The sequence below is a fragment of the Butyricicoccus sp. AF18-9LB genome, from assembly GCF_027684505.1.
In the GTDB taxonomy this organism is placed as follows: Bacteria; Bacillota; Clostridia; order Oscillospirales; family Butyricicoccaceae; genus Agathobaculum; species Agathobaculum butyriciproducens.
Genome location: NZ_JAQCWA010000028.1, coordinates 1 through 22,342 on the forward strand (window position 1 = coordinate 1; position 22,342 = coordinate 22,342).

Genomic DNA, 22,342 nt, shown 5'->3' on the forward strand with positions numbered 1-22,342 from the left:
GAGCAGCGCAGCGATTTGAACCGGAGAATCAAGTATTATCTCGGTGCAAAACGCATTGACGGGCTGTCGGAAAGGACCTTGAAGAACTACAAGTACAACCTCGAAATGTTTGCCGCCAGGGTGAACAAGAGCGCTGCCAAGGTAACGACCGACGACATCCGCGGCTATATCGGGTACCTTGCGGAGAACCGGCATCTTGCCGAAACCAGTCTGCAAACGCACATCAACACACTGCGAGCATTCTTCGGGTGGCTGCATATCGAAGAGAAAATCAAGAAGAATCCCATGGCAAAGATAAAGTCCTTGAAATTGGACAAGAAGGGTGCCCGCCAGGCGCTGACCGTCGAAGAACTGGAACGTCTGCGCGATGCCTGCCAGGGCTACCGCGAAAAGGCACTGGTTGAATTTCTCGTATCGAGTGGCTGCCGATTGAGTGAGGTCGCACAGCTTAACGTGTCCGATCTTGACCTCATCGGCCGCACGGTGCGCGTCACCGGCAAGGGCGATAAGGATCGGCAGGTGTATTTTTCCGTTCGCGCAAGGCTTATGGTGCAGGAGTATATGGTATCCCGCAAGGGCGGCACCGGCTTGTTTGTGAGCAGCAAATCGCCGTATGAGCCGCTGAAACCTCGGGCGATACAGCGTATTATCCGCGCAATCAGCGAGAGGGCAGGACTGGAAAAGCACGTCCACCCGCACCTGCTGCGCCATACCTTCGCAACGCACGCGCTCAATGGCGGCATGGACGTGACTGTAATCCAAAAGCTGCTGGGGCATGAGGACGTATCGACAACGCAGATCTACGCGGAGATGTCGGACGAAACCATCAAGCACCAGTACAATAAATATGTCGCGGCGAACTAAGCCGCAGAAAGGAAGGACAAATGAAAATTAACGGAATCAAGGCGCTGGACTATCAGTGCCAGGGCGACAGCCTGACGTTGGTGCTGTCCGAAACCACGTTTGATGCGGTGTCCAATCTGAACACCGCTCTGGTCGAGGTCCGCACCGATGACGGCGATCTGGTCGAGGCGCACGGCGGCTATGCGCTGCGTGCCATCACCTACGACAAGGACAAGCAGACGTATACTGTCGCTTGCACCACGGCCGCCGACGATACGACCGCGCAGGCGATCTCGCAGCTGACCACTATGGTCGAGGAGCTGAAAGTCAGCAACGAAGCACTTGCGTCCCAGGTGGACTACGTTGCCATGATGACCGACACGGATATGGAGGGTGAGTAATGAACTGGTTTGAGAAGATCAAGAAGTATTATGACGCCAGTCTCTGGACAGGGAAGATGGTCGGCAACGCGGTGGTGAAGAAGAAAATCACCGTCGAGCAGTACAAGAAAATCACCGGCGAGGACTACAAAAAGTAAATCCACCGGGATTTTGACACTTGCGATAGGGCAACAGCCCGGAAAGGAATGTAAATGGACGGTTCCATCACTCGTGCCGAGCACGAAGAGTTTCGCCGACGGCTCGAGGAAGAAAATCGTCGGCAGGATAAGCGCATTGAGCTGCTGGAGGACAATATGCGCGAGCTCAACCAGCTGACCGCCTCGGTCAGCAAGTTGGCTTCCAGTATTGAGAGCATGGTGAAAGAGCAGGAGAAGCAGGGCAGGCGACTGGAGACGCTCGAGGACCGCGACGGCGCGATGTGGCGCAAGATCGTGGCCTACGGCGCGACGGCGCTCGTCGGCATTTTCATCGGCTATATCGCGCAGCAGCTTGGTTTGAACTGAGGAAGGAAGGCTTTTTATGAACTGGAAAATTCGTCTGAAGAACCCGGTATTCTGGGTGCAGGTGCTGACCGGCGCGCTGGCGACCGTGCTGGCGTACAGCGGTCTGACCGCTGCGGATATGACCACCTGGGCAGGGCTGTGGAACGTTATTACCGGCGCGTTCAGCAATCCGTACTGCCTGTTTCTGGTGGCAAGCAATATCTGGAGTGCGCTGAATGACCCGACCACTTCCGGCATTTCTGATAGCGCACGGGCAAAGGGCTACACTGCGCCCTCAGCGGAGTAAAATGGACTTGAAAGTTTCTTTCAAGTAGATGAAAGGAGAATACAGCATGAGTATTCGCTGCGATATTTACGACCGCAAGCTGTATGACATCTGGTTCGCAGCAGCGCCGTATGCGGCGAAATCCAAACCCGCCAAGACGCTCCGGCAGTGGGCGGCAAACGAGGGCGCGGACATCGTTTACAACCTCGCACTGTTCAACATGACCGGCAGCGGCAGCGACCGCTACGGCGTTATCAAGGGCCGAACCTTGCAGTACCTCAAGGCCAAGGGCAAAGAGTGCGGCTATGGCGGTACAGCTGAGCGGCTGAGCCTCGGCTCAGAGAATGTTGTTTCTGGCTGGAAGCTGGCGATCAAGGACGGCAAGGTGAACGGATCTCTCGGCAAGTCTGACCGGCGCAGCCGTAATATGTGCGGCCTGCTGACAGACGGCCGGTATATCCATGTGCAGACTTCGGCCAGTCACACCGAGCTGGAAGTTGCGCAGTACGTCCGCGATCACTACGACGTCAAGCTGCTGCTCGTACAGGACGCAGGCGGCAGCACCGGCATGTATCGCGTGTCGGACGGCTACCTGTTCGCACCGGAAAAAGAGGGTACGAACGGCAGACCGGTGTGCAGCGTAGTCTGCATTAAGCGTAAAAATAAGACAGCTGTTCCGAAGGAGGAGAACAAGATGAGCAAGAAGGTATTTATCGGTGTCGGCCATGGCGGCAGCGACAGCGGTGCGGTCGGCTATATCGTCGAAAAGGAAGCAAACCTCGCGATGGCGTTGGCGTGCCGTGATTATCTGACCGCGCACGGCGTTGAGGTGCGCATGAGCCGCACCAAGGACGAGGAGGACCCCATCAATGAGGAAGTGCGCGAGTGCAATGCGTACAACCCGGATCTTGCTATCGACGTGCACAACAACTCCGGCGGCGGTGACGGCTTTGAGGTATATCACACTCTGAACGGCGGCACTGGCAAGGTCCTCGCGCAGAATATTGAGAAGCAGGTTATCAAGATCGGCCAGAACAGCCGCGGCTGCAAGACCAGACAGGGCCAGCGCGGCGATTACTACGCTTTCGTGCGCGACACCAAGTGCCCAGCGGTCATCTGCGAGGGTGTATTCGTTGACACCAAGGCTGATGCAGCACAGACGGGCACCAAGGAAAAGCAGCAGGAGTTCGGCATCGCATACGCCAAGGGTATCCTCGATACGCTGGGCATTAAGTATGACACTTCGACCGACAAGCCTGCTGAGCCGACCAAGCCGCAGGACCCGGAAGTACAGGCTGCAATCGAAAAAATCCAGACCAAGGCCGGCCTGGAGGAAAAGACCATCGAGTATCTGCTCGCATACAAATACGGCGAACAGCTCGTGAAGAAGCTGGCGGAAGCGATGGAGAAGTAACTCGACTGCACCGAGAATCTGACGACAAATTGACGACACGAGGGCATAAAAAGGTACGAGAAAGCGCAAAAGTCAGCATTCCAAAACACACGATTTTAGAACTTGCGTGCGTTTGAAAAACGCGAAAGCGTGCGTTTGTTGTGCGATTTGTGTCGTTATTTACGAGAATTGAATACCCCGTAGTTTAGCGCCTTTCGGAGAAGTACGGTCTCAAAGCAGCACGTCGCGCTCCGCAGTTCAGCAAGCGATAATCGACTGCTCAGACTATATCAAAATGGTTCAAAAACCCCGGAAAATCAAGGTTTTCCGGGGTTTTCTTATACCTAAATGGGCTGATATAGTTTGACCAAATTTGGCAAAACGAGAGCCGTTTTCACCCAATTTTTAGTGGTTAAATATAGGACAACCGCCAAAAATGGGGTCAAAAAACGGTCTTAGTGGTTAAAAAATAGGACAACCAGAGAGCAATTTCGGGGGTATTTTTGAGGGTGATTTTGGCACTCTCAGACACCGGATTTTTCGCTGGAGGGTTTGGCATAATCTGACCAAATCTGAACAATTAAATACGATTCTAATGCAGGCACTCAGTAACAAATAACTGGGTGCTTTTTTGTTTCAGAGATTCCGGCACTAGAAAGGGCCGTCACTTTATGATTTTGAAGTGGCGGCTTTTTCTATTTCCAGAAGCAACAGCAATAATTAGAAATGAGGTGAAGTCAATGAACACGCAAATCATCGCCATTGCCAACCAGAAAGGCGGCGTTGGCAAGACAACGACCTGTGCCAACTTGGGAATCGGGCTGGCGCAGGCCGGAAAGAAAGTCCTGCTGATCGACGGGGACCCGCAAGGGAGCCTGACAATCAGCCTGGGCCATCCCCAGCCGGACAAGCTGCCCTTTACGCTGTCGGACGCTATGGGGCGTATCCTGATGGATGAGCCGCTTCGTCCCGGCGAGGGTATCCTGCACCACCCAGAGGGTGTAGACCTGATGCCTGCGGACATCCAGTTATCCGGTATGGAGGTATCCCTGGTAAACGCCATGAGCCGTGAGACTATCTTGCGGCAATATCTGGACACGCTGAAGGGGCAATACTCCCATATCCTCATCGACTGCCAGCCCTCCCTGGGTATGCTCACAGTCAATGCGCTGGCCGCTGCGAACAGGATCATCATTCCCGTTCAGGCGGAGTATCTGCCCGCCAAAGGGCTGGAACAGCTGCTCTCCACGGTAAACAAGGTAAAGCGGCAGATCAACCCCAAGCTCCAGATAGACGGTATCCTGCTGACGATGGTGGACAGCCGAACCAACTTTGCCAAAGAGATCTCCGCGCTCCTGCGTGAGACCTATGGCAGCAAGATCAAAGTATTCGGCACAGAGATTCCCCACTCTGTCCGGGCAAAGGAAATTAGCGCAGAGGGAAAAAGTATTTTCGCCCATGACCCTGGCGGCAAAGTGGCAGAGGGGTATCGAAATCTGACGAAGGAGGTGTTGAAACTTGAAAAGCAGCGCGAAAAAAATAGAGCTGGCCTCGGTAGATGATCTATTCTCCACCGAAGAAGGCCGTCAAGATGCAAAGCTGGAAAAGATTCAGGAGATTCCGCTGTCTGAGCTGCATCCCTTTAGGAACCACCCATTCAAAGTCAAGGATGACGAAGCCATGATGGAGACCGCTGACAGTATCAAGCAGTATGGCGTTCTGGTTCCGGCGATTGCTCGACCGGACCCAGAGGGCGGTTATGAGCTGGTAGCCGGACACAGGCGGCACAGAGCCAGTGAGCTGGCAGGCAAGGAGACCATGCCGGTCATTGTTCGGGATTTGGATGATGATGCCGCCACGATCATTATGGTTGACAGCAACTTGCAGCGAGAAAGCTTGCTCCCAAGTGAAAGAGCCTTTGCCTACAAGATGAAGCTGGATGCCATGAAAAGACAGGCTGGCAGACCGAGTAAAGAAAATGTGTCCCAAGTTGGGACACAAAAGCGATCAGACCAGTTGCTTGCTGAACAGGTGGGGCAAAGTCGAAATCAAATTCAGCGCTATATCCGTCTGACAGAGTTGATTCCTGAATTGATGGATATGGTGGATGAAAAGAAGATTGCCCTGAACCCTGCCTATGAGCTGTCCTTTCTCAAAAAGGAAGAACAGGTAGACCTGCTGGACGCGATGGACAGCGAACAGGCTACCCCTTCTCTTTCTCAAGCCCAGCGGCTCAAGAAATACAGTCAGGAGGGGCATCTGACCCTCGATATGATGCGTGTCATCATGGGTGAGGAAAAGAAAAGCGATCTGGACCGAGTGACATTTACCTCTGACACCTTGCGGAAGTATTTCCCTAAAAGCTATACGCCCCAGCGGATGCAGGAAACTATTATCAAGCTGCTGGAACAGTGGCAGAAAAAACGCCAGAGAGATCAGGAACGATGAAAGGAGCCGCCTATGAGGGATATTTCAGCCCGCGAGCTGAAAGGACACAACATTCTCGCCGTAGAGAGGTTTTGGGATGACACACGCTGGATGATTGAGTTTTCCGTCCTGCGTCCCAGCACAGCTTACGGCAGTCCCGGAGAGGAAATGCGGCTGTTTTTGACCGAGGACGGGTATCAGGCCGCCCTGCAAAGCCAGCAGCGTCGGGAGATCAAGATCAAGCGTTACGCTCGTGTGATTGAGGGACATATCCTCGATTTCAAACCGGGAAAACACCGCCGCCACTCATAAACAAATCATTACTGCGAAAGGAAAGGATTGAAATGTGTACTGTAAAGGAAATCCGGGAAGCAATCCGGGAGGATTGCCATTCCCAGCATGGTATGGAATTTATAGAGATTGACCGTGTTCTGCAAACTCTGCCATTCTCTCAGGGAAATGACCTGTTGGACAGACCGCCCATTCCCAAGCGCCCTTACCGGCGCAGAAAAAGTGAACAAAACAGCTGACTGCCACAATTCTTTTTACAGGATTGTGGCTTTTTTCATACCCTGAGAAATTTGGAAGGAGTGAGGTCAATGGCCGTATTTCGCATTGAACGAACCAGAGATTATACCGTGATGAGCAATCACCATTTACGCAACGGGAAACTGTCCCTGAAAGCCAAGGGGCTGCTTTCCATGATGCTGTCCTTACCGGAAGACTGGAACTATACCACCAGAGGGCTTGCCGCCATCTGCAAAGAGGGCGTGGACGCTATCGGCGGCGCGCTGCGGGAGCTGGAAACTGCCGGGTACATTGTCCGCCATCAGCTGCGAGACCGGCAGGGTCGGATCAGCGATACCGAGTATGTTATCTACGAGCAACCACAGCCGAAGAACCCGGATACGCCCCAGCCGGATACGGCTTCACCAGATACGGAAAACCCGGATATGGTAAAACCGGATACGGAAAAGCCCGCAGAATTAAATATAGAGAAATCAAATACAGAAAAAACAATTACTTATGGATCAAGTACCGATTCTATTCCCTTCCGGGAGCCAGCGGCAGCACAGCTGCCGGAACGGAAAGGAAGGGATGCGATGTCTGTCTCAGAGATGGAAAATTATCGGGATTTGATTCTGGAGAACATCGAGTATGACCACCTGTGCCGGGAGTTTACCACCTACCGGGAGGACCTGGACGAGATTGTGGAGCTGATGGTGGAGACCGTCTGCGCCAAGCGGAAAACCACCCGGATCGCTGGCAGCGACTTCCCCCATGAGGTGGTCCGCTCCCGTTTTTTGAAGCTGGATTGCTCCCACATCGAGTTTGTCATGGAATGCCTGCGGAACAATACCACCGAAATCCGCAACATGAAGCAGTATCTGCTTGCGGTGCTGTTTAATGCGCCGACCACGATCAGCAACCACTACACCGCACAAGTTAACCACGATATGTACGCAGGCGGCTGGTAAGCAGCCGCTTTTCTGCTGCCCGAAAACACCGGGAGAAAGGATTTTGCCATGAAACGACCTCTTGCCTACATTACGGCTCCATGGAGCAACAGCCAGTATGAGAACGCCGAGAACGCTGCGGCCTACTGCCGTCAGGTGTACGATGCCGGGTATTCGCCCATCTGCCCGGTGCTGTTCCTGCCTACCTTCCTCAAAGACGAGATTCCACAGGAACACAAGGACGGGCTGGATATGGCGCGGGACTACCTGCGCCGGTCCCATGTGCTGGTGGTCTGCGGCCACGGCATCGACGAGACCGTGAAGAATGACATTGCCACCGCCGAGCGCCTGCGGATCACCGCCACCACCCTGGACGGTATCCTGGCCGTGAAGGGCCAGGGACGCGGGAAAGGAGGCGCACGCCATGCCTGAGCGTAAGACCGTGGGCCAGCTGATGGAGGAAATGCGCCTCAAAGCCGGGGCGCAGAACTACCACGGCCATGAGTACATGGATTTGGAGCGGTTTGCCGAGGACACCCGGCACATGATTATCTTCGATGTGCTGACCGACGATTCCCCGGTGGGCTGGAAAGGTGAACGGACCCGCCTGTTTCTGACGGAGGCCGGATACCAGAAAAGCCTGGAGAACCAGGAAAAGGGCCACATCAAGATTCTCAGCCATGCCAAAGTGCGCCAGGGCCATCTGTACTATGACCGCTCCGACCAGCTGCGCTGAAAGGAGCCTGCCATGCTGAAATACCTGCTGCGGCGGCTGGTGGTCCCGCCTTAGTATCAAGTGCCACCCCTGCAAAATCCGTGGAAAGGAGGCGATGACCTATGCAGGAGGAAGTGGAAAACAGGACTTTGACGCTGGTAGTCAGCGGAACAAAGTTTACCGGGCGGTTGATGAAAGCCGCCATCACCAAGTACCTTGCCCACCGCAAGGAAAAGAAGCTGCAAAAGCAGAAAAGCCGGGATACCCCCGTGATTCCCCACGGCAAGCAGACGGTGAAACAGCTGATCGGCCAGAATCAGGGCGTTTCCAACATCGAGATCACCGACCCCTCCATCAAGGAGTTTGAGAAGATCGCGCGGAAATACGGCGTGGACTATGCGGTGAAGAAGGACCGCAGCAGCTCCCCACCCAAGTACCTGATCTTTTTCAAGGGTCGGGACGCGGATGCCCTGACCGCTGCTTTTACCGAGTACACCGGGAAAAAGGTCAGGAAGGCGGAGAAATCCGAGCGCCCGTCCGTGCTGGCAAAGCTGAGCCAGTTCAAAGAACTGGTAAAACACGCCGTCGTGGACCGGAACAAGCGGAAGGAGCTGGAACGATGAAAAAGCAGCTGAACATCAAAAAGCTCATTTTGCTGAATCTGCCGTATATCCTGATGGGGCTTTTCTCCACCAACTTCGGTGAAGCGTGGCGGATGGCCGTGGGTGCGGACGCTTCGGCAAAAATGCTCTCGTTCTTCTCCACGCTGCCGGTGGCGCTGGCCAGCTGGTGGCCCAGCCTGCACCCGCTGGACCTGCTGGTGGGCCTGTGCTGCGGCGGCGGCCTGCGGCTGGCTGTGTACCTGAAAAGCAAGAACGCCAAGAAGTACAGGCACGGCATGGAATACGGTTCCGCCCGTTGGGGAACCCATGAGGACATTGCACCCTACATCGACCCGGTATTCCAGAACAATGTGATTCTGACGAAAACGGAGAGCCTGACAATGAACAGCCGCCCCAAGGACCCAAAGACCGCCAGAAACAAAAATGTGCTGGTGATTGGCGGCTCCGGTTCCGGTAAGACCCGCTTCTGGCTCAAACCGAATCTGATGCAGATGCACAGTTCCTATGTGGTCACAGACCCGAAGGGAACCATTTTGGTGGAGTGCGGAAAAATGCTCCAAAGGGGCGCACCCAAACTGGGGAAAGACGGAAAGCCCATGAAGGATAAGCACGGCAAGGTCATTTATGAGCCGTACCGAATCAAGGTCCTAAATACCATCAACTTCAGGAAGTCCATGCACTATAACCCTTTCGCCTATATCCATAGCGAAAAGGACATCTTGAAGCTGGTAACAACGCTGATCGCCAATACCAAAGGCGAAGGCAAGGCCGGAGACGATTTCTGGGTAAAAGCAGAAACCTTGTTGTACTGCGCGCTTATTGGCTATATCCATTATGAGGCTCCGGTGGAGGAACAAAACTTCTCCACCCTCATTGAGTTCATCAACGCCATGGAAGTCCGTGAGGATGACGAGGAGTTCAAAAACCCCGTAGACCTGATGTTTGATGCACTGGAATCGGAAAAGCCAAACCACTTCGCAGTGCGGCAGTATAAGAAATATAAGCTGGCAGCCGGTGATATATGCTCTAAGTGACTTCTTAATCATGATTTTGTCATGGTTAGTGAAGCAATCACTTAGAGCATTTTTGTTTCAGGAGGTACAGCCATGAGAAATGAAAAAATTACCCCACTGTACGAGCGCCTGAGCCGGGACGATGAGTTACAGGGCGAGAGCAACTCCATATCCAACCAAAAACAGATGTTAGAGGATTTTGCCCGCCGGAATGGGCTGCCCAACCCTACGCACTTTACCGATGATGGTATCTCAGGCACCCGTTTTGACCGCCCCGGATTTTTGGCGATGATGGAGGAAGTGGAGGCAGGGCGTGTAGAGGCAATCGTCATCAAGGACATGAGCCGGTTAGGACGCGACTATCTGAAGGTCGGTCAAGTTATGGAGGTTTTGCGGCAGCGAGGTGTTCGTCTGATTGCCATCAACGACGGTGTGGACAGTCTGAAAGGCGATGACGATTTTACCCCGTTCCGCAACATCATGAATGAATTTTACGCCCGTGATACCAGCCGGAAAATCCGATCTGTGTTTAAGTCAAAAGGCATGAGTGGCAAGCACCTGACCGGCACTGTGATTTACGGCTACTTATGGGACGAAAAACGGGAGCATTGGCTGGTAGATGAGGAAGCTGCCGAAGTGGTACGCCGTATCTTTTCCCTCACGCTGGAGGGATATGGGCCTTACCAGATCGCCTGCAAATTATCCACAGACCGGATTGAAATTCCTGTCGTACACCTTGCCCGCTTCAACGAGGGTGTGAACCGTTCAAAGCCGGTCAAAGACCCCTATGGGTGGGGATCATCTACCATCGTGAACATTTTGAAAAAACGAGAGTATTTAGGGCATACCATCAATTTCAAGACCCGCAAGCACTTTAAGGACAAGAAAAGCCACTATGTTTCTGAGGACAAATGGACGATCTTTGAGAATACCCATGAAGCCATTATCGACCAGCAGACCTTTGATTTGGCGCAGAAAATCCGCAGCAATGTACGGCGTTATCCAAACGGCTGGGGCGAAGCGGCTCCCCTCACAGGTTTGCTCTATTGTGCCGATTGTGGCGGCAAGATGTATGTCCACCGCACCAACAATGGCAAGCGGATTTCTCAATATACCTGTTCCAATTATACCAAAGTTCCGTGTGGGACACTATGCCCTACACAACACCGTATCAATGAGAGTGCTGTCCTGACATTGGTTTCCGACACGCTCAGGGCTATCGCTGAATATTCGAGAAATGACCGGACGGAATTTATTCACACCGTTCAGGAAACGCAGGTTGCTCAACAGAGTGCCGATATATCGAAAAAGCGCAGGCGTCTGGCTGCTGCTCAAAAGAGAGCCGGAGAACTGGAAAAACTGATTTGCAAAATCTATGAGGACAACGCCCTCGGCAAGCTGCCGGATGCACGATATAAGGCGCTTGATACACAGTATGCCAAAGAGCAGGATGCACTTGAGATTGAAATTGCAGAGCTGGAAAAGGCTGTTACCGGCTACGAGCAAAGCCAGAAATCCGCAGAGAAATTTATAGCCCTGATTGATAAATACGAGAATTTTGACACGCTGACAAACACCATGTTCAACGAGTTTGTAGAGAAAATCCTTGTCCACGAACGCGCCCGAAAAGGCAGTCAGGACACCACGCAGGAAATTGAAATCTACTTCAATTTTTTAGGACGCTATATCCCACCATCCTTACAGCCGGTTCCTTTAACCCCGGAGGAACAGGAAGAATTGCGAAAAAAAGAAGAACGCAAGGACAGGCTCCATCAGAACTATTTGAAACGAAAAGCCAGCGGCGCACAGAAACGGTATGAGGACAAAATCAAGGCGCAGAAAAAAGCGGAAATGGACGCTAAGAAAGCCCTGATCCGGGCTGAGGATATGAAAAAAGGTGTTTTTTCTACTATCGGTCAGCTGCCGAAAGAAGAACCGCGCAAAGGCAGCATAGCAGCCAGCGCAGCAGTCTAATCATCACGAAGCAAAGGAGAATGAAAATGAGTAAGTTGACTTACATTCGTTGTGGAGATTATGATATACCCAACCTAAAACTTTCTGAACAGCCGGAAACTTCTATCGGCAAGTACGGCAGGATGAGAAAATCCTACCTAAAGAAACATCGCCCCATTCTCTACAACCAACTGCTGATGAGCGAGAAGCTGTATCCACACCTGTTAGAGATTGACCGGACAGCGCAGGAGCGCGTGGACACCATGTTGCCTCACATGATGGAGACTGCGGGTGTCACGGAAGAACTGAAAGCCTGTGACCCTATGCGTTGGGTGGGGCTGATGAACACATTAACGGCACAGATTGAGGAAATTTTAATCAGGGAACTGATTTGCAGCTGAATGGGAGGTGCGGGAAATGCTGACCTTTGAAAAGATTTTGAAAGTGTTTCAGGCATATCTGGATGATGATCCACTGTATGAGGTGGTTCAGACCAGCCACGGTTATACATTGATGGCATGGGAACCCCACCGGAATGACTGGTACAGCGCTGAAATACAGAAAACCCCGGAGGATTTACGGAACGCTTTGTTGGGTACATACGCCAACTTTCTGGAAGATAAGATTACTGGAAATGACCGTGACCTGACTGTGACAGAAACCGGAGAAATCCAGCAGAGGTGCCGGGAACTTTTGGAAAAGTGCAGGGAAACATGATACAGAAACGCCAGAAGGAGGCCGCGATTATGCGTCCTCCTTCTGCTTCGCAGTCTGTTCCATTTTGAGCGCCCCGTCTATGGCACCTTCGATAATCGGCAGGTATTCTTCAGGGCAAAGCTTCAGCTTGTGGCTGACCCGTTGCCGCTGTTCGCTTTCTTCTCGCATAATCTCCGGGTTAAAATACCGTTCCACGGGAAGTCCGCAGACCTTAATCAACTGGATCATCACAGGCAGGCTCGGAATCGCACCTTGATTCTCAATGTTGGCAAGATACCGCCATTCAATCCCAACCATTTCTGCCAATGTTTTTCGTGCCAGACGCTTTGCCTCTCGTGCAGCTTTGACATCTGCGCCGAAGGTTTCAAAACCGGGACAATCTTCAACTTTCGCCATATAACATCACCCAGTTACATTGTATAATTCATACTTCGCCCGTGGAATGTTGCTATATGCAGGTTGGTTGAAGTTTATAATTCACATTTCGTTCCTTGCATTGTTCGAGAAAGAGAACTATAATGTACTCTGTGGAGGTGCGAAATGGACTATATGACATTGAAAGAGGCCGCCGAAAAGTGGGGCGTGACACCTCGTAGGGTAAATTATTATTGCGCCGGAGGGCGCATTCCCGGCGCTGTAAAGATGGCTGGTGTTTGGCTGATCCCAAAGAACGCAGAAAAGCCGATTGACGGAAGGACAAAACAAGGGAAGGGGTTGCACCATGAATAAAATCCTGATTATAGATGATGATAGAGAACTGTGCGCTTTGATTAAACGTAGCGTACAAGCAGAAAACATAGAAGCTGATTTTTGTAATACCGGAAAAGAGGGCTTACAAAAATTAAGAGAGCAGGAGTATCAGCTTGTGGTGCTGGATGTGATGATGCCTGGTATGGATGGCTTTGAAACGCTGGAAGAAATCCGCAAAGAGAACAGTCTGCCGATTTTGATGTTCACATCTAAAAATGACAGCATTTCTAAAGTACGGGGCTTACGAGCCGGGGCGGACGATTATCTGACAAAACCATTTGATATGGACGAACTGATTGCCCGTATTGCGTCCCTCATTCGCCGCTACACCCGTTTTAATCATCAAGCCGGAGCTGTGCAAAAACTGGATTTTGATGGATTGCAAATTGACCTTGAAAATCGTTCTGTTACGACGGCAAACGGCACTTTTGAACTTCCGCCAAAGGAATTTGATTTGCTCCTGTACTGTGCAAAACATCAAGGGAAAATTTTGACCAAACAGCAGATTTATGAGGAAGTATGGGGCGAAGAATATTTCTATGATGACAGTAACATTATGGCGATTATCAGCCGACTTCGTAAAAAATTAGAAGTCAATCCTTCAAGCCCAAAGTACATACAAACGGTCAAAGGGATTGGCTACCGGTTTAATAAGGAGGTGTAGTCAGCATGGAAATTATCGTATTCTTGTCCATTGTGATTGCTGTTGTGGCTGTATTGACTTCTATCGTTCTCGTTCGGCGTGTAAAAAAACAAATAGCAGAAATGACCGATGTGCTGGTTGATGTGAAAAACGGAAATGGCAACCGGCGTATTCTATCTGCAACAAATGAACTGACAGCACCTCTTGCCTATGAAATCAATGAGATCGTTGTGGCCTATGAAAGCAGACTTTCAACTGTACGGCAGACAGAAGAAACCAACCGCCAGCTTATGACGAGCCTTTCCCATGATGTGCGAACGCCCCTTACTACTCTGATTGGGTATCTTGACGCTGCACACAAAGGACTGGTCACAGGAAAAGACCGGGATGATTATATTGAAACCGCCCGCCGGAAAGCCCATGATCTGAAAGAATACATTGATGTACTCTTTGACTGGTTCAAGTTAAATTCTAACGAGTTTGCTTTGGAGATCCAGAGTGTTGAGGCCGCAGAGCTGACAAGAAATATCCTCATTGACTGGATACCGATTTTTGAGGATAAACAGGTTGAGTATGACATTGATATTCCCGAAAATCCTGTCCGGGTAAGATTGGATATGGACAGCTATATGAGGATTGTCAATAATCTCATTCAAAATGTAATCGCTCACAGCCATGCAGACAAAATCAAAATTGTCCTGTCAAAGAAGGAAAATAACATGGAGCTGCTGCTGGCGGATAATGGAGTGGGAATTGAGAAGGAAGATTTGAAACACATTTTTGAACGGCTTTATAAGTGTGACAAAGGACGGTCTGAAAAAGGAAGCGGTCTTGGTCTTTCTATTGTCCATCAGCTTGTAGAAAAGATGGGTGGGAGTATAACAGTTGAAAGTTTGCCGGGAAAAGGAACTGAATTTATGTTGCTTTTTCCTTTGGAGAGTTAAGCGGGTTCCCGTCTTTATGGCGGGAGCCTTTGTCATTTTACTGGATTTCAAATTGCAAGGTTAATGCAAGGTTGCGGCAAGGTTAATGCAAGGTTGGCATGATAGAATACCTTACAGAACAGGAGGTTTTGAATATGGATACAAATTATATCATTGAAACAAAAAATCTGACGAAGCAATACGGCTCACAAAAGAGTGTGGCTGACTTAAATATTCATGTGAAGCGTGGGAGAATTTACGGTCTGCTGGGCAGAAACGGAGCCGGAAAAACCACTACCATGAAAATGCTGTTGGGCTTAACGAAGCCGACTTCCGGGGAGGTCAAAATCTGGGGAAAGTCTTTGCAAGGGAATGAAAAGAAGCTGTTGCCCCGTATCGGAAGCCTGATTGAGTCCCCCGGTTTTTATCCCAATCTGACCGGCACAGAGAACCTGCGTATCTTTGCTACTCTGCGGGGCGTACCAAACAATCATGCCATCAAAGATGCTCTGGATCTGGTAGGACTGCCCTACAAAGATAAAAAGCTCTTTTCACAGTATTCTCTTGGTATGAAGCAGCGGCTTGCCATCGCCCTTGCCGTTATGCACGATCCGGAGCTTTTGATTTTGGATGAGCCGATCAACGGCCTCGATCCCATCGGTATTGCAGAAGTACGTTCCTTTATTCGTGAGCTTTGTGACGCGCGAGGAAAAACCATTTTGATTTCCAGTCACATTCTTTCGGAGATTTCCTTGCTGGCTGACGATATTGGAATTATCGACCACGGCGCATTGCTGGAAGAAGAAAGCCTTGCTGAGCTGGAGCAAAAAAGCAGTAAGCATATCCGTTTTACGCTTTCGGATACTGCACAGGCGGCAAGAATTTTGGAACGCAATTTCCATGAAACCCATTTTTCCATACAAGACGACCACAATCTGCGTCTACACAATATGGAGCTACCCGTGGGGAAAATTGTAACTGCCTTTGTAGAAAACGGATTGGAGGTATCAGAAGCACATACCTGTGAAGAAAGTCTTGAAGATTACTTCAAGCGTGTGACAGGGGGCGAAGGAATTGCTTAAACTAATCAAATGCGAATTTTTGAAATTGAAACGGAAGCCATTGGTATTTATTTCCCTACTGCTTTCTGTTTTCATGCCATTGGCTTATGCTTTCTTTCTGGCAGATGTAAACACTGATGTGGATGCTGTAAATGGAGTGATGTCCAGCCTATTCCAGCTTAGTGCATATTTGCTTTTGATGCCGCTTCTTGTGATACTGGCTTCGAATCTGTTGTTTGAGGAACTTGATAATGACACACTGAAAAACCTTGTTACCGTACCGGTAAATAGAACCAAGCTGGTGCTGTCCAAGATGCTGGTTTTACTGTTGTTTGCCGTTGGCTTTATGGCAGTTGGAGGATTGGTAAATCTTGCGGTTTTGTTGTTTCAGGGTTGGAAACCGGTTGGGTTTTGGACCTTGTTTGGCGTTGGAATTGAAGAAGGGCTGATTATGTGGGTGGGCGCACTTCCCTGTATTCTGCTCGTTGTTCTTCTTAATAAAAACTATATCGTGTCTGTCGTGATTACCTTTTTCTATACGATTGCGAATTATATCCTTTCCATGAACGATATGTTTCTCACACAGCCTTTTGGTTTGAACATAGGAACCCTGTTTCCGGGACCGCTGGCCTTCCGCTGGACATTCCAATTTTATGACCAAAGCCAGACCAGTGCGGAGTTAGCAGATTTGTTGGAACGGGTCAGTCCGTATTTTCTGAATGGTGTTCAGGTATTCGGTGTGATTATTGTGGAAGCCATTGTATTTCTTGCGCTGATTGCATTTGTTTACCGGCGACAGGAAATCTAAGGGGGTGTGACTATGTGGAACTTATTAAAATCGGAATTACTGAAACTGCGCCGGTGCCAGATTCTTTTGGTAGGACTGGTGGCGCTTGCACTCTGTCCTTTGGTTCAGTATGGAAGTCAGTTGATTGTGGAGGCAGAGTACCGAAATCCAAATTATGATTTTTCTGCACTATTTGAAAATGTTGTTTGGGGAAACACTCAGATATTCCTTCCAATTTCACTGGTAATGATCGGAGGATGGCTTATAGACAGAGAATCCACTCATGATACACTGAAAAACATCATGACAATTCCTGTTTCTATGCCGAAAATGTTGGGAGCTAAGTTACTTTTAGTCGGTATGCTTGCAGTTCTGCTGGGAATATACAGCGTTGGCATTACCTTGATTACTGGATTGACGGTTGGATTATCGGGACTGACAGCGGAAGTGTTTTTTCATGGAGGTACGCAGATCGTGTTAGCGGCTCTGACGACCTATTTGGTCTGTATGCCGCTGATCCTGATTTTTGGGCAGATTCGAGGGGCATATCTGGGCGGTTCCATTCTGGCGTTCTTCCTTGGATACAGCATGTTGTTTTTCAAAAGTGGTATCCTTGCCAGCATCTATCCGTTCTCTGCTGCGCTGATTTTAGTGGGATTTGACATGAGTGAATATGCCGGAACAACCACATCCTCAACCCCTTTGTTGGCGGTCATTGGGATTGGCATCATGGTTCTCTGGGCGGTGCTGTTGTTACTGATGTCCAGTAACAAAAAAGAAATGAAATCCCGTAAACAGGCAAATGCCAAGGGAAAAGGAAAGCGTGCTGTACGCAGGAAAGGAAGGTGATAGCTGTGAAGAAAATAGTTTTATCATTATGCCTGATACTATTGGGTGCTTCTGTGCTTTCAGGTTGTACAAAAGACGAATTTCTCGATCAGTATAACAATATTGTTCAGTCTGCTGGTTCCATAGCGCTTACCGGAAATTCATCCTTACAAGGTACGAAAGAAAAAGGAATTGATGATTATACAGGGACTTATACGGCTGATTATGCGAACTTTTCAGGTACAGAGTATTTGTTCGGAGGAACTTCCATAAAGAGAGAAGCCGGTAAGGAGCTGTCCATTGATTGCACCTTGGAGATTACGGAAGGTACTGCAAAAGTATTTTGGATTTCTGGATCTGATGAAGCAGTCACGTTGATTGAAGCAACCGGAACTTATAGTGACACAATTACACTTCCTGATGGTGGAAATTATATTGGCATTGAATGTGAGAATTTCACCGGAAACATTGAATTAAATATTGAATAATACTCTGCCGGACGACGGCAAAAGAAAAAAGCCGTCGCAGAGCAGACATATTTTCACGCGCCTATGAAACGGCGGCTTTGATTTTCAGAGCCGCCGTTTCTTTGCGTTTGCACAAACCAATGACGACTTGCAGGGACACGGTAGCTGATTGGAGGTTATTTTGCCGTGTCCTTTTCTCTTTTTCGCAGTATCCATGATCTGCACCAGTTAAAAAAAGCCTGTTCCCAGCAGCGGAGCAATGCGGTCAGAAGTATGCACTATACCATGTAACTAAACAGCAAAATATACTCTATTACGCTCGTATGGCTTTATGCCGTCCGGGCGCTTTTTTGTCCCTATGGAGCCGAAACATCGGGTCAGCATGGCCCGAACTTTATCCCCGATGTCGCTCCCCGTCGCCCCATTCAGATTTACCAAAAAAATCTGAATGGAGGAAAGGCAGATGGAAGTTACCATCAATTATAACGGACAAGCTGTGGCTGTGGAGGTCACGCTGGAAGTCTATGAATTTCTTGACCGGGCCAATCACAAAACGGAGAACCTGTTCCATGAACAGCGGCGGCATTGGGATGGCCGGGAGTTTGACGAGTACATCATTACCACCGAGGGTGTAGGAGCCTACGGCGAAACGCCGGAAGAATACCTTTGCCGCATGGAAACGCTGCATGAGCTGATGGCTGTTCTGGACACCTGTACCGAGGCCCAGCGCCGCCGGTTCCTGCTCTATGCGCTTGACGGGCTGAGCCTTGCAGAGATCGGTGTGCTGTGCGGCTGCTCCAAAGTGGCTGTGTATCAAAGTGTGGAGGCGGTCAGAAAAAAATTTATAAATTTCTTTGAGAACAGGCTTAACGAATGACCTGTTTTCTGGCTACCAAGTGAAAGGGATCATTTCCCTTATCTCAGCGAGGGGCGGACAGCGGACGAGCTGCCCGCCTCTCCGATTTTCAGGAGGTAAGCCTATGAAAACAATCAATCTGCGGTGGATGTATCCCCACTACCGGCATGACGAGTTTGTGGATGTTACGGACGAGGTATGGGCAGCGATGTATCAGGCCAAGCGGGAGATGGAGAACTATGAGCGTCGGAAAGTCTACCACCGCGCCTACTACTCTCTGGACGCATACAGCTGGCTGGAAAATTACGCGCTGGAACACAGCAGATCGCCGGAAGATATTTTGCTGGAACGAGAAGAAATGACCACCCGCCTGCACCTGATTGCAGCTCTGCCGGTGGCTCTGGCTCATGCCACTCCGACACAGGCCCGCCGTGTTCACGCCTACTACATTGCTGGTATCAAGCAGCCGGAAATCTCCCGGAGAGAGGGCGTCCACAGCAGCAAGGTCAGCGTTGCCATCCGTCGGGGGCTACGGAATATGCGCCGCTGCTATGATGACTTTTTTCAAACAGAGTGAGGGCATGCCTATGCAGACCATCAATCTCAAACAATATTATCCATTTTGCAAAGAGGACATTTGTGTGGAGGTGTCCGATGAGATCGTCGAAGCGTTTCTTCTGGACAAGAGAGCCGAGGCCGCCAGAGATCGCAAGATGTTCCGGTATAAGGCGTTTTATTCCCTCGATTGTAACGATGGAATCGAAAATGCCGCCATCGGCTGGGCGCAGCCATCGCCGGAGGACTACCTGATAGAAAAAGAAGAATTAGCCGAATACGAAGAACTGATACGGCGATTGTATGAAGCCATTTCCTCCCTGCCGCCTATGCAGGCTCGCCGTGTTCACGCCCGCTATATACTGGGTATGAAAGTGAAAGATATTGCCGCAATGGAGGGTATCACGCCAGCACAGGCGGGAAAATCCATCCATGCCGCACTGCGGAGACTGCGCCGGTACTTTGCTCGACAGAAATGGACGGTCAATCTATGAGTATTTCCAAAGAAAAGAGGTGCCTGACATGAACGAAAAAATTACAGCCCACCCACAAAAGAAGAACGGGAGAAAGTCCTGAAGGAGATTCGGCAGCTTGAAAACCGAAAGAAGATTTTGGAGAACAAGCAGCGCAACGAGGAACGCAAGGCCCGTACCCGCCGCCTGATTGAACGCGGGGCCATTTTGGAGGGCGTTTTTTCTCTGGCCCCCGACCTTCCCGGCGTAGAGGTCAAGGCGTTCCTGATTGCCCTGTCCCATCTTCCGGGGGCGGCGGAACTGGCCGCAAAACTGCCGAAATCTGGGGACAAGCCGTAAGTCCCTTGTTTACAAGGGCGCACTTATACACCGTTGCCGGTGTCGTGCGCCCTGCCGGGAGCTGTTGCGTACTTCGTCCGCGATGGGGAGCTACACTCCCCAAACCCCTTGTGCGCCCCGCGCAGCTAAACACCCGCTTCGCGTCTGTTCGGCTCCACGGAGCCTGAAATATCCCCGCCGAAAGGAGGTGCCACCCATAGATTTTTGTCATATCCCCGTCAGTATCATCAAGCGCAGCGAGGGCCGTTCTGCCGTTGCCGCAGCTGCTTACCGCAGCGGAACCAAGCTGACAAATGAATGGGACGGAATGACCCACGACTACACCCGGAAAGGCGGCATTGTCCATGCGGAGATCATGCTGCCTGCCCACGCACCGCCGGAATTTGCAGACCGATCTATCCTCTGGAACAGCGTGGAGCAAATCGAGAAAGCAAGGGACAGCCAGCTTGCCCGCGAGATTGAAGCAGCCCTGCCCCGTGAACTGTCCGGCGAACAGCAGCTTGCCCTTGTGCGTGCCTATGTGAAGGACAACTTTGTAGACAAAGGAATGTGCGCCGACTTTGCTATCCATGACAAGGGAACCGGCAACCCTCATGTCCATATCATGCTGACGCTCCGGCCTCTGAAAGAAAATGGACAGTGGGGCGCAAAGTGCCGCAAGGCATACGATCTGGACGAGAATGGACAGCGTATCCCGGATGGGAAAGGCGGTTGGAAAAATCATCGTGAGGATACAACCGATTGGAACGATAAAGGAAATGTGGAGATTTGGCGGGCAGCGTGGGCAGCCTACACCAACCGGGCGCTGGAATCTGCCGGTAGACCGGAGCGCATTGACCATCGCAGCTATAAGCGGCAGGGCATTGATAAGATTCCCTCTGTCCATCTGGGGCCAGCCGCCAGCCAAATGGAAAAGCGCGGCATCCGCACCGACAAGGGCGAAGTAAACCGGCAGATCGCTGCCGACAACAAGCTGCTGAAAGAAATCAAAGCCCGCATTACCCGTCTTTATCGCTGGTCGAAAGACGAAGCGGAAAAACCACAAACACAGCAAAGCAGCTTGACCGCCTTGTGGGAGGCCCAGCAGCAGTTGAACGCTCCCCGCACCCGCACCGGCAAAATCCGGGCTTTGCAGGAAAGCGCTGCACTATTCAGCTTTTTGCAGGCAAACGGCATCCAGTCTATGCAGCAGCTTCATGAAAAAATCGCTGATATGAACAGCCGTTACTATGACCTGCGCGGAAAGATCGTCAAGGCCGAGCGCCGGATCACTACCCTTACCGAGCGCGGGGAGATGTGGAAACAGTACAACCAGTACAAGTCCATCCACAAACAGCTTGCCAAAGTAAAGCCGGAAAAACGGGAACAGTTTGAGCAGTGCCACAGCCGGGAACTGATCCTCTATGACGCAGCGGCCCGGTATCTAAAAGAACTGAAAGACAGCGGTGAGGCAATCACCCCGAAGGCATGGCAGCGGGAAATTGACCAGCTGGCCGCTGGAAAGCAGACGGACACGCTTGCCATGAAATCCATGCGGGAGGATTTAAAAGCAGTGGAACGGCTCCGCAAAACCGCCGAGCAGCTGTCCAGACAGGAACGGGACAAGCCTCACGACCGGGAGCCGGATCGGTAAAGGATACTGCATTTTGGCATACCCCTGTCAAGTGCGTCGCATTTCACGACATACTTTTGCACACAGAAAAACCGCCGTACAGGTTTCCCCATACGGCGGCAGACTGTTTATTTGCCGAACAAGTCGCTGTGTGTGCCGGTGCGGGCCAGCGTCAGCACCAGAACATCATCTTCTATGCGGTAGACAAGCAGCCAGTCCGGGAGAATGTGACATTCCCGATGGCCTGCCCAATCGCCGGACAGGTCATGGTCACGGTTCTTATCCGGCAGCGGTTCGCCCATCGCCAGCAACGCTACGACCTGCTCCAGCAGTTCGATCTTCAAGCCACGCTTGATGGCTCGTTTGTAGTCTTTTTTGAAACTGGTCGTGTACTTGACGGTATATTTGGTTTCTTTCATCTTTTCAGGTCAGCAAATAACTCGTCAAGGTCATTGTAGCCCTTTACAGACGGGTCTTTTGCAATCCTTTCCGCTTCCAGCATGGCAGCAACCGTTTCTTTGTTCGGCTGTTCCAGCCTTACTTCAAAGGGAATGCCGCCTTCACGAAGCGACTGGCGCACAAAGATGTTAAACGCCGTAGTCAGGTTCATGCCAAGTTCAGTAAACAATGCGTCCGCCTGCGCTTTCAAATCTGCGTCCATGCGGATACTGATGTTTGTGGTATTTCCAGCCATACGATCAACCCCTTTCTGCTGACAATTATAGTATATGCCATTTG

At 50.8% G+C, this 22,342-nt stretch carries 30 protein-coding genes and 2 pseudogenes; 29 read left to right on the plus strand and 3 right to left on the minus strand.

Translation table 11 applies throughout. The annotated features are described in order from the left end of the window. From xerA to PGY33_RS12330, 17 genes and pseudogenes are all read left to right on the plus strand, one after another. Nucleotides 1–864: site-specific tyrosine recombinase/integron integrase (gene xerA, locus PGY33_RS12245; protein WP_270478866.1), on the plus strand; the 864-nt coding region annotated here is incomplete at its 5' end. Between the two features lie 20 nt (nt 865–884). Next, nucleotides 885–1,244, plus strand: a complete 360-nt coding sequence (locus PGY33_RS12250; RefSeq protein WP_270478868.1) for a hypothetical protein — start codon at nt 885–887, stop codon at nt 1,242–1,244. Then, nucleotides 1,244–1,381: an XkdX family protein gene (locus PGY33_RS12255; protein WP_118361575.1), complete on the plus strand. Its 138-nt coding sequence runs from the start codon at nt 1,244–1,246 to the stop codon at nt 1,379–1,381. The genes PGY33_RS12250 and PGY33_RS12255 overlap by 1 nt, the downstream gene beginning before the upstream one ends. A gap of 54 nt (nt 1,382–1,435) precedes the next feature. Continuing rightward, nucleotides 1,436–1,747: a hypothetical protein gene (locus PGY33_RS12260; protein ID WP_118647127.1), complete on the plus strand. Its 312-nt coding sequence runs from the start codon at nt 1,436–1,438 to the stop codon at nt 1,745–1,747. A 16-nt stretch (nt 1,748–1,763) separates the two neighbouring features. Beyond that, nucleotides 1,764–2,033, plus strand: a complete 270-nt coding sequence (locus tag PGY33_RS12265) for a phage holin (protein ID WP_118361572.1) — start codon at nt 1,764–1,766, stop codon at nt 2,031–2,033. 46 nt (nt 2,034–2,079) lie between these two features. Continuing rightward, entirely contained in the window at nt 2,080–3,426 is a 1,347-nt protein-coding gene (locus PGY33_RS12270) for an N-acetylmuramoyl-L-alanine amidase (protein ID WP_270478871.1), read from the plus strand. 719 nt (nt 3,427–4,145) lie between these two features. Further along, a complete protein-coding gene (locus tag PGY33_RS12275; RefSeq protein ID WP_097770162.1) occupies nt 4,146–4,967 on the plus strand; it encodes a ParA family protein in 822 nt (273 codons plus the stop codon). Continuing rightward, nucleotides 4,924–5,853, plus strand: coding sequence for a ParB/RepB/Spo0J family partition protein (locus PGY33_RS12280; RefSeq protein ID WP_097770161.1), 930 nt, complete (start codon nt 4,924–4,926; stop codon nt 5,851–5,853). The genes PGY33_RS12275 and PGY33_RS12280 overlap by 44 nt, the downstream gene beginning before the upstream one ends. Nucleotides 5,854–5,865: 12 nt before the next feature. Further along, nucleotides 5,866–6,144, plus strand: coding sequence for a DUF5720 family protein (locus tag PGY33_RS12285; RefSeq protein WP_097770160.1), 279 nt, complete (start codon nt 5,866–5,868; stop codon nt 6,142–6,144). 287 nt (nt 6,145–6,431) lie between these two features. Next, the gene (locus PGY33_RS12295) at nt 6,432–7,310 is read left to right on the plus strand and encodes a DUF6017 domain-containing protein (RefSeq protein WP_097770159.1); all 879 of its coding nucleotides are present in this window, start codon (nt 6,432–6,434) and stop codon (nt 7,308–7,310) included. A gap of 48 nt (nt 7,311–7,358) precedes the next feature. Beyond that, on the plus strand, nt 7,359–7,721 hold the full coding sequence (locus PGY33_RS12300; protein ID WP_027644087.1) for a DUF7768 domain-containing protein: 363 nt from the start codon (nt 7,359–7,361) through the stop codon (nt 7,719–7,721). Next, on the plus strand, nt 7,714–8,025 hold the full coding sequence (locus tag PGY33_RS12305) for a DUF5720 family protein (protein WP_002592130.1): 312 nt from the start codon (nt 7,714–7,716) through the stop codon (nt 8,023–8,025). Before PGY33_RS12300 ends, PGY33_RS12305 begins: the two co-directional genes overlap by 8 nt. 101 nt (nt 8,026–8,126) lie before the next feature. Beyond that, nucleotides 8,127–8,627, plus strand: a complete 501-nt coding sequence (locus tag PGY33_RS12310; protein WP_015518807.1) for a PcfB family protein — start codon at nt 8,127–8,129, stop codon at nt 8,625–8,627. Then, nucleotides 8,624–9,643: pseudogene (locus PGY33_RS12315) on the plus strand (type IV secretory system conjugative DNA transfer family protein); the annotation flags it as partial. The gene PGY33_RS12310 and the pseudogene PGY33_RS12315, both read left to right, overlap by 4 nt. Before the next feature lie 90 nt (nt 9,644–9,733). Continuing rightward, entirely contained in the window at nt 9,734–11,614 is a 1,881-nt protein-coding gene (locus PGY33_RS12320; protein WP_118316726.1) for a recombinase family protein, read from the plus strand. Nucleotides 11,615–11,640: 26 nt separating this feature from the next. Beyond that, nucleotides 11,641–11,994 (plus strand): TnpV protein, encoded by a 354-nt coding sequence (locus tag PGY33_RS12325; protein ID WP_097784692.1) that lies wholly within the window; start codon nt 11,641–11,643, stop codon nt 11,992–11,994. A gap of 16 nt (nt 11,995–12,010) precedes the next feature. Then, nucleotides 12,011–12,310, plus strand: coding sequence for a hypothetical protein (locus tag PGY33_RS12330; protein WP_021650276.1), 300 nt, complete (start codon nt 12,011–12,013; stop codon nt 12,308–12,310). A 27-nt stretch (nt 12,311–12,337) separates the two neighbouring features. Here PGY33_RS12330 and PGY33_RS12335 read toward each other — a convergent pair whose 3' ends face one another. Beyond that, the gene (locus PGY33_RS12335) at nt 12,338–12,706 is read right to left on the minus strand and encodes a helix-turn-helix transcriptional regulator (RefSeq protein ID WP_005933665.1); all 369 of its coding nucleotides are present in this window, start codon (nt 12,704–12,706) and stop codon (nt 12,338–12,340) included. Between the two features lie 144 nt (nt 12,707–12,850). Between PGY33_RS12335 and PGY33_RS12340 the strand changes: the two genes are divergently transcribed. The 12 genes and pseudogenes from PGY33_RS12340 to mobQ all read left to right on the plus strand — a co-directional run bounded on the left by PGY33_RS12340 (nt 12,851) and on the right by mobQ (nt 21,625). Then, nucleotides 12,851–13,039 (plus strand): helix-turn-helix domain-containing protein, encoded by a 189-nt coding sequence (locus tag PGY33_RS12340; RefSeq protein WP_024738628.1) that lies wholly within the window; start codon nt 12,851–12,853, stop codon nt 13,037–13,039. After that, nucleotides 13,032–13,724: a response regulator transcription factor gene (locus PGY33_RS12345; protein WP_117802754.1), complete on the plus strand. Its 693-nt coding sequence runs from the start codon at nt 13,032–13,034 to the stop codon at nt 13,722–13,724. The genes PGY33_RS12340 and PGY33_RS12345 overlap by 8 nt, the downstream gene beginning before the upstream one ends. A gap of 5 nt (nt 13,725–13,729) precedes the next feature. Further along, nucleotides 13,730–14,647: a sensor histidine kinase gene (locus PGY33_RS12350; RefSeq protein WP_118316724.1), complete on the plus strand. Its 918-nt coding sequence runs from the start codon at nt 13,730–13,732 to the stop codon at nt 14,645–14,647. A 134-nt stretch (nt 14,648–14,781) separates the two neighbouring features. Next, entirely contained in the window at nt 14,782–15,708 is a 927-nt protein-coding gene (locus PGY33_RS12355; protein ID WP_117485112.1) for an ABC transporter ATP-binding protein, read from the plus strand. Further along, complete coding sequence (locus tag PGY33_RS12360) at nt 15,701–16,495, plus strand: ABC transporter permease (RefSeq protein WP_118316722.1); 795 nt, start codon at nt 15,701–15,703, stop codon at nt 16,493–16,495. The genes PGY33_RS12355 and PGY33_RS12360 overlap by 8 nt, the downstream gene beginning before the upstream one ends. A gap of 12 nt (nt 16,496–16,507) precedes the next feature. Beyond that, on the plus strand, nt 16,508–17,323 hold the full coding sequence (locus PGY33_RS12365) for an ABC transporter permease (RefSeq protein ID WP_117492179.1): 816 nt from the start codon (nt 16,508–16,510) through the stop codon (nt 17,321–17,323). Between the two features lie 5 nt (nt 17,324–17,328). Next, nucleotides 17,329–17,790 carry a hypothetical protein gene (locus PGY33_RS12370; RefSeq protein WP_118316721.1) on the plus strand — a complete coding sequence of 154 codons (462 nt, stop codon included), beginning with the start codon at nt 17,329–17,331 and terminating at the stop codon, nt 17,788–17,790. 442 nt (nt 17,791–18,232) lie between these two features. Next, nucleotides 18,233–18,646: an RNA polymerase sigma factor gene (locus PGY33_RS12375; RefSeq protein ID WP_118316720.1), complete on the plus strand. Its 414-nt coding sequence runs from the start codon at nt 18,233–18,235 to the stop codon at nt 18,644–18,646. Nucleotides 18,647–18,749: 103 nt separating this feature from the next. Next, entirely contained in the window at nt 18,750–19,202 is a 453-nt protein-coding gene (locus PGY33_RS12380) for an RNA polymerase subunit sigma-24 (RefSeq protein ID WP_118316719.1), read from the plus strand. A 10-nt stretch (nt 19,203–19,212) separates the two neighbouring features. Next, complete coding sequence (locus PGY33_RS12385) at nt 19,213–19,674, plus strand: RNA polymerase sigma factor (protein WP_118316718.1); 462 nt, start codon at nt 19,213–19,215, stop codon at nt 19,672–19,674. A 69-nt stretch (nt 19,675–19,743) separates the two neighbouring features. Then, nucleotides 19,744–19,992: pseudogene (locus PGY33_RS12390) on the plus strand (DUF3847 domain-containing protein); the annotation flags it as partial. 187 nt (nt 19,993–20,179) lie between these two features. Further along, a complete protein-coding gene (mobQ, locus tag PGY33_RS12395) occupies nt 20,180–21,625 on the plus strand; it encodes a MobQ family relaxase (protein WP_118316716.1) in 1,446 nt (481 codons plus the stop codon). Between the two features lie 107 nt (nt 21,626–21,732). Here the strand turns inward: mobQ and PGY33_RS12400 are convergent, their stop codons facing one another. Then, the gene (locus tag PGY33_RS12400) at nt 21,733–22,023 is read right to left on the minus strand and encodes a type II toxin-antitoxin system YafQ family toxin (protein ID WP_002596328.1); all 291 of its coding nucleotides are present in this window, start codon (nt 22,021–22,023) and stop codon (nt 21,733–21,735) included. Next, nucleotides 22,020–22,298 (minus strand): type II toxin-antitoxin system RelB/DinJ family antitoxin, encoded by a 279-nt coding sequence (locus PGY33_RS12405; protein WP_005924829.1) that lies wholly within the window; start codon nt 22,296–22,298, stop codon nt 22,020–22,022. The genes PGY33_RS12400 and PGY33_RS12405 overlap by 4 nt, the downstream gene beginning before the upstream one ends. Between the last annotated feature and the right edge of the window lie 44 nt (nt 22,299–22,342).

Bases quoted from the DNA above. Each gene is read 5' to 3' on its own strand.
- PGY33_RS12260 (WP_118647127.1), top strand. From the start codon at position 1,436: ATGGACGGTTCCATCACTCGTGCCGAGCACGAAGAGTTTCGCCGACGG.
- PGY33_RS12345 (WP_117802754.1), top strand. From the start codon at position 13,032: ATGAATAAAATCCTGATTATAGATGATGATAGAGAACTGTGCGCTTTG.
- PGY33_RS12350 (WP_118316724.1), top strand. From the start codon at position 13,730: ATGGAAATTATCGTATTCTTGTCCATTGTGATTGCTGTTGTGGCTGTA.
- PGY33_RS12325 (WP_097784692.1), top strand. From the start codon at position 11,641: ATGAGTAAGTTGACTTACATTCGTTGTGGAGATTATGATATACCCAAC.
- PGY33_RS12320 (WP_118316726.1), top strand. From the start codon at position 9,734: ATGAGAAATGAAAAAATTACCCCACTGTACGAGCGCCTGAGCCGGGAC.
- PGY33_RS12400 (WP_002596328.1), bottom strand. From the start codon at position 22,023: ATGAAAGAAACCAAATATACCGTCAAGTACACGACCAGTTTCAAAAAA.
- PGY33_RS12285 (WP_097770160.1), top strand. From the start codon at position 5,866: ATGAGGGATATTTCAGCCCGCGAGCTGAAAGGACACAACATTCTCGCC.
- PGY33_RS12355 (WP_117485112.1), top strand. From the start codon at position 14,782: ATGGATACAAATTATATCATTGAAACAAAAAATCTGACGAAGCAATAC.
- PGY33_RS12330 (WP_021650276.1), top strand. From the start codon at position 12,011: ATGCTGACCTTTGAAAAGATTTTGAAAGTGTTTCAGGCATATCTGGAT.
- PGY33_RS12255 (WP_118361575.1), top strand. From the start codon at position 1,244: ATGAACTGGTTTGAGAAGATCAAGAAGTATTATGACGCCAGTCTCTGG.
- PGY33_RS12385 (WP_118316718.1), top strand. From the start codon at position 19,213: ATGCAGACCATCAATCTCAAACAATATTATCCATTTTGCAAAGAGGAC.
- PGY33_RS12405 (WP_005924829.1), bottom strand. From the start codon at position 22,298: ATGGCTGGAAATACCACAAACATCAGTATCCGCATGGACGCAGATTTG.
- PGY33_RS12365 (WP_117492179.1), top strand. From the start codon at position 16,508: ATGTGGAACTTATTAAAATCGGAATTACTGAAACTGCGCCGGTGCCAG.
- PGY33_RS12340 (WP_024738628.1), top strand. From the start codon at position 12,851: ATGGACTATATGACATTGAAAGAGGCCGCCGAAAAGTGGGGCGTGACA.
- PGY33_RS12295 (WP_097770159.1), top strand. From the start codon at position 6,432: ATGGCCGTATTTCGCATTGAACGAACCAGAGATTATACCGTGATGAGC.
- PGY33_RS12275 (WP_097770162.1), top strand. From the start codon at position 4,146: ATGAACACGCAAATCATCGCCATTGCCAACCAGAAAGGCGGCGTTGGC.
- PGY33_RS12300 (WP_027644087.1), top strand. From the start codon at position 7,359: ATGAAACGACCTCTTGCCTACATTACGGCTCCATGGAGCAACAGCCAG.
- PGY33_RS12305 (WP_002592130.1), top strand. From the start codon at position 7,714: ATGCCTGAGCGTAAGACCGTGGGCCAGCTGATGGAGGAAATGCGCCTC.
- PGY33_RS12270 (WP_270478871.1), top strand. From the start codon at position 2,080: ATGAGTATTCGCTGCGATATTTACGACCGCAAGCTGTATGACATCTGG.
- PGY33_RS12335 (WP_005933665.1), bottom strand. From the start codon at position 12,706: ATGGCGAAAGTTGAAGATTGTCCCGGTTTTGAAACCTTCGGCGCAGAT.
- PGY33_RS12250 (WP_270478868.1), top strand. From the start codon at position 885: ATGAAAATTAACGGAATCAAGGCGCTGGACTATCAGTGCCAGGGCGAC.
- PGY33_RS12380 (WP_118316719.1), top strand. From the start codon at position 18,750: ATGAAAACAATCAATCTGCGGTGGATGTATCCCCACTACCGGCATGAC.
- PGY33_RS12375 (WP_118316720.1), top strand. From the start codon at position 18,233: ATGGAAGTTACCATCAATTATAACGGACAAGCTGTGGCTGTGGAGGTC.
- PGY33_RS12310 (WP_015518807.1), top strand. From the start codon at position 8,127: ATGCAGGAGGAAGTGGAAAACAGGACTTTGACGCTGGTAGTCAGCGGA.
- PGY33_RS12265 (WP_118361572.1), top strand. From the start codon at position 1,764: ATGAACTGGAAAATTCGTCTGAAGAACCCGGTATTCTGGGTGCAGGTG.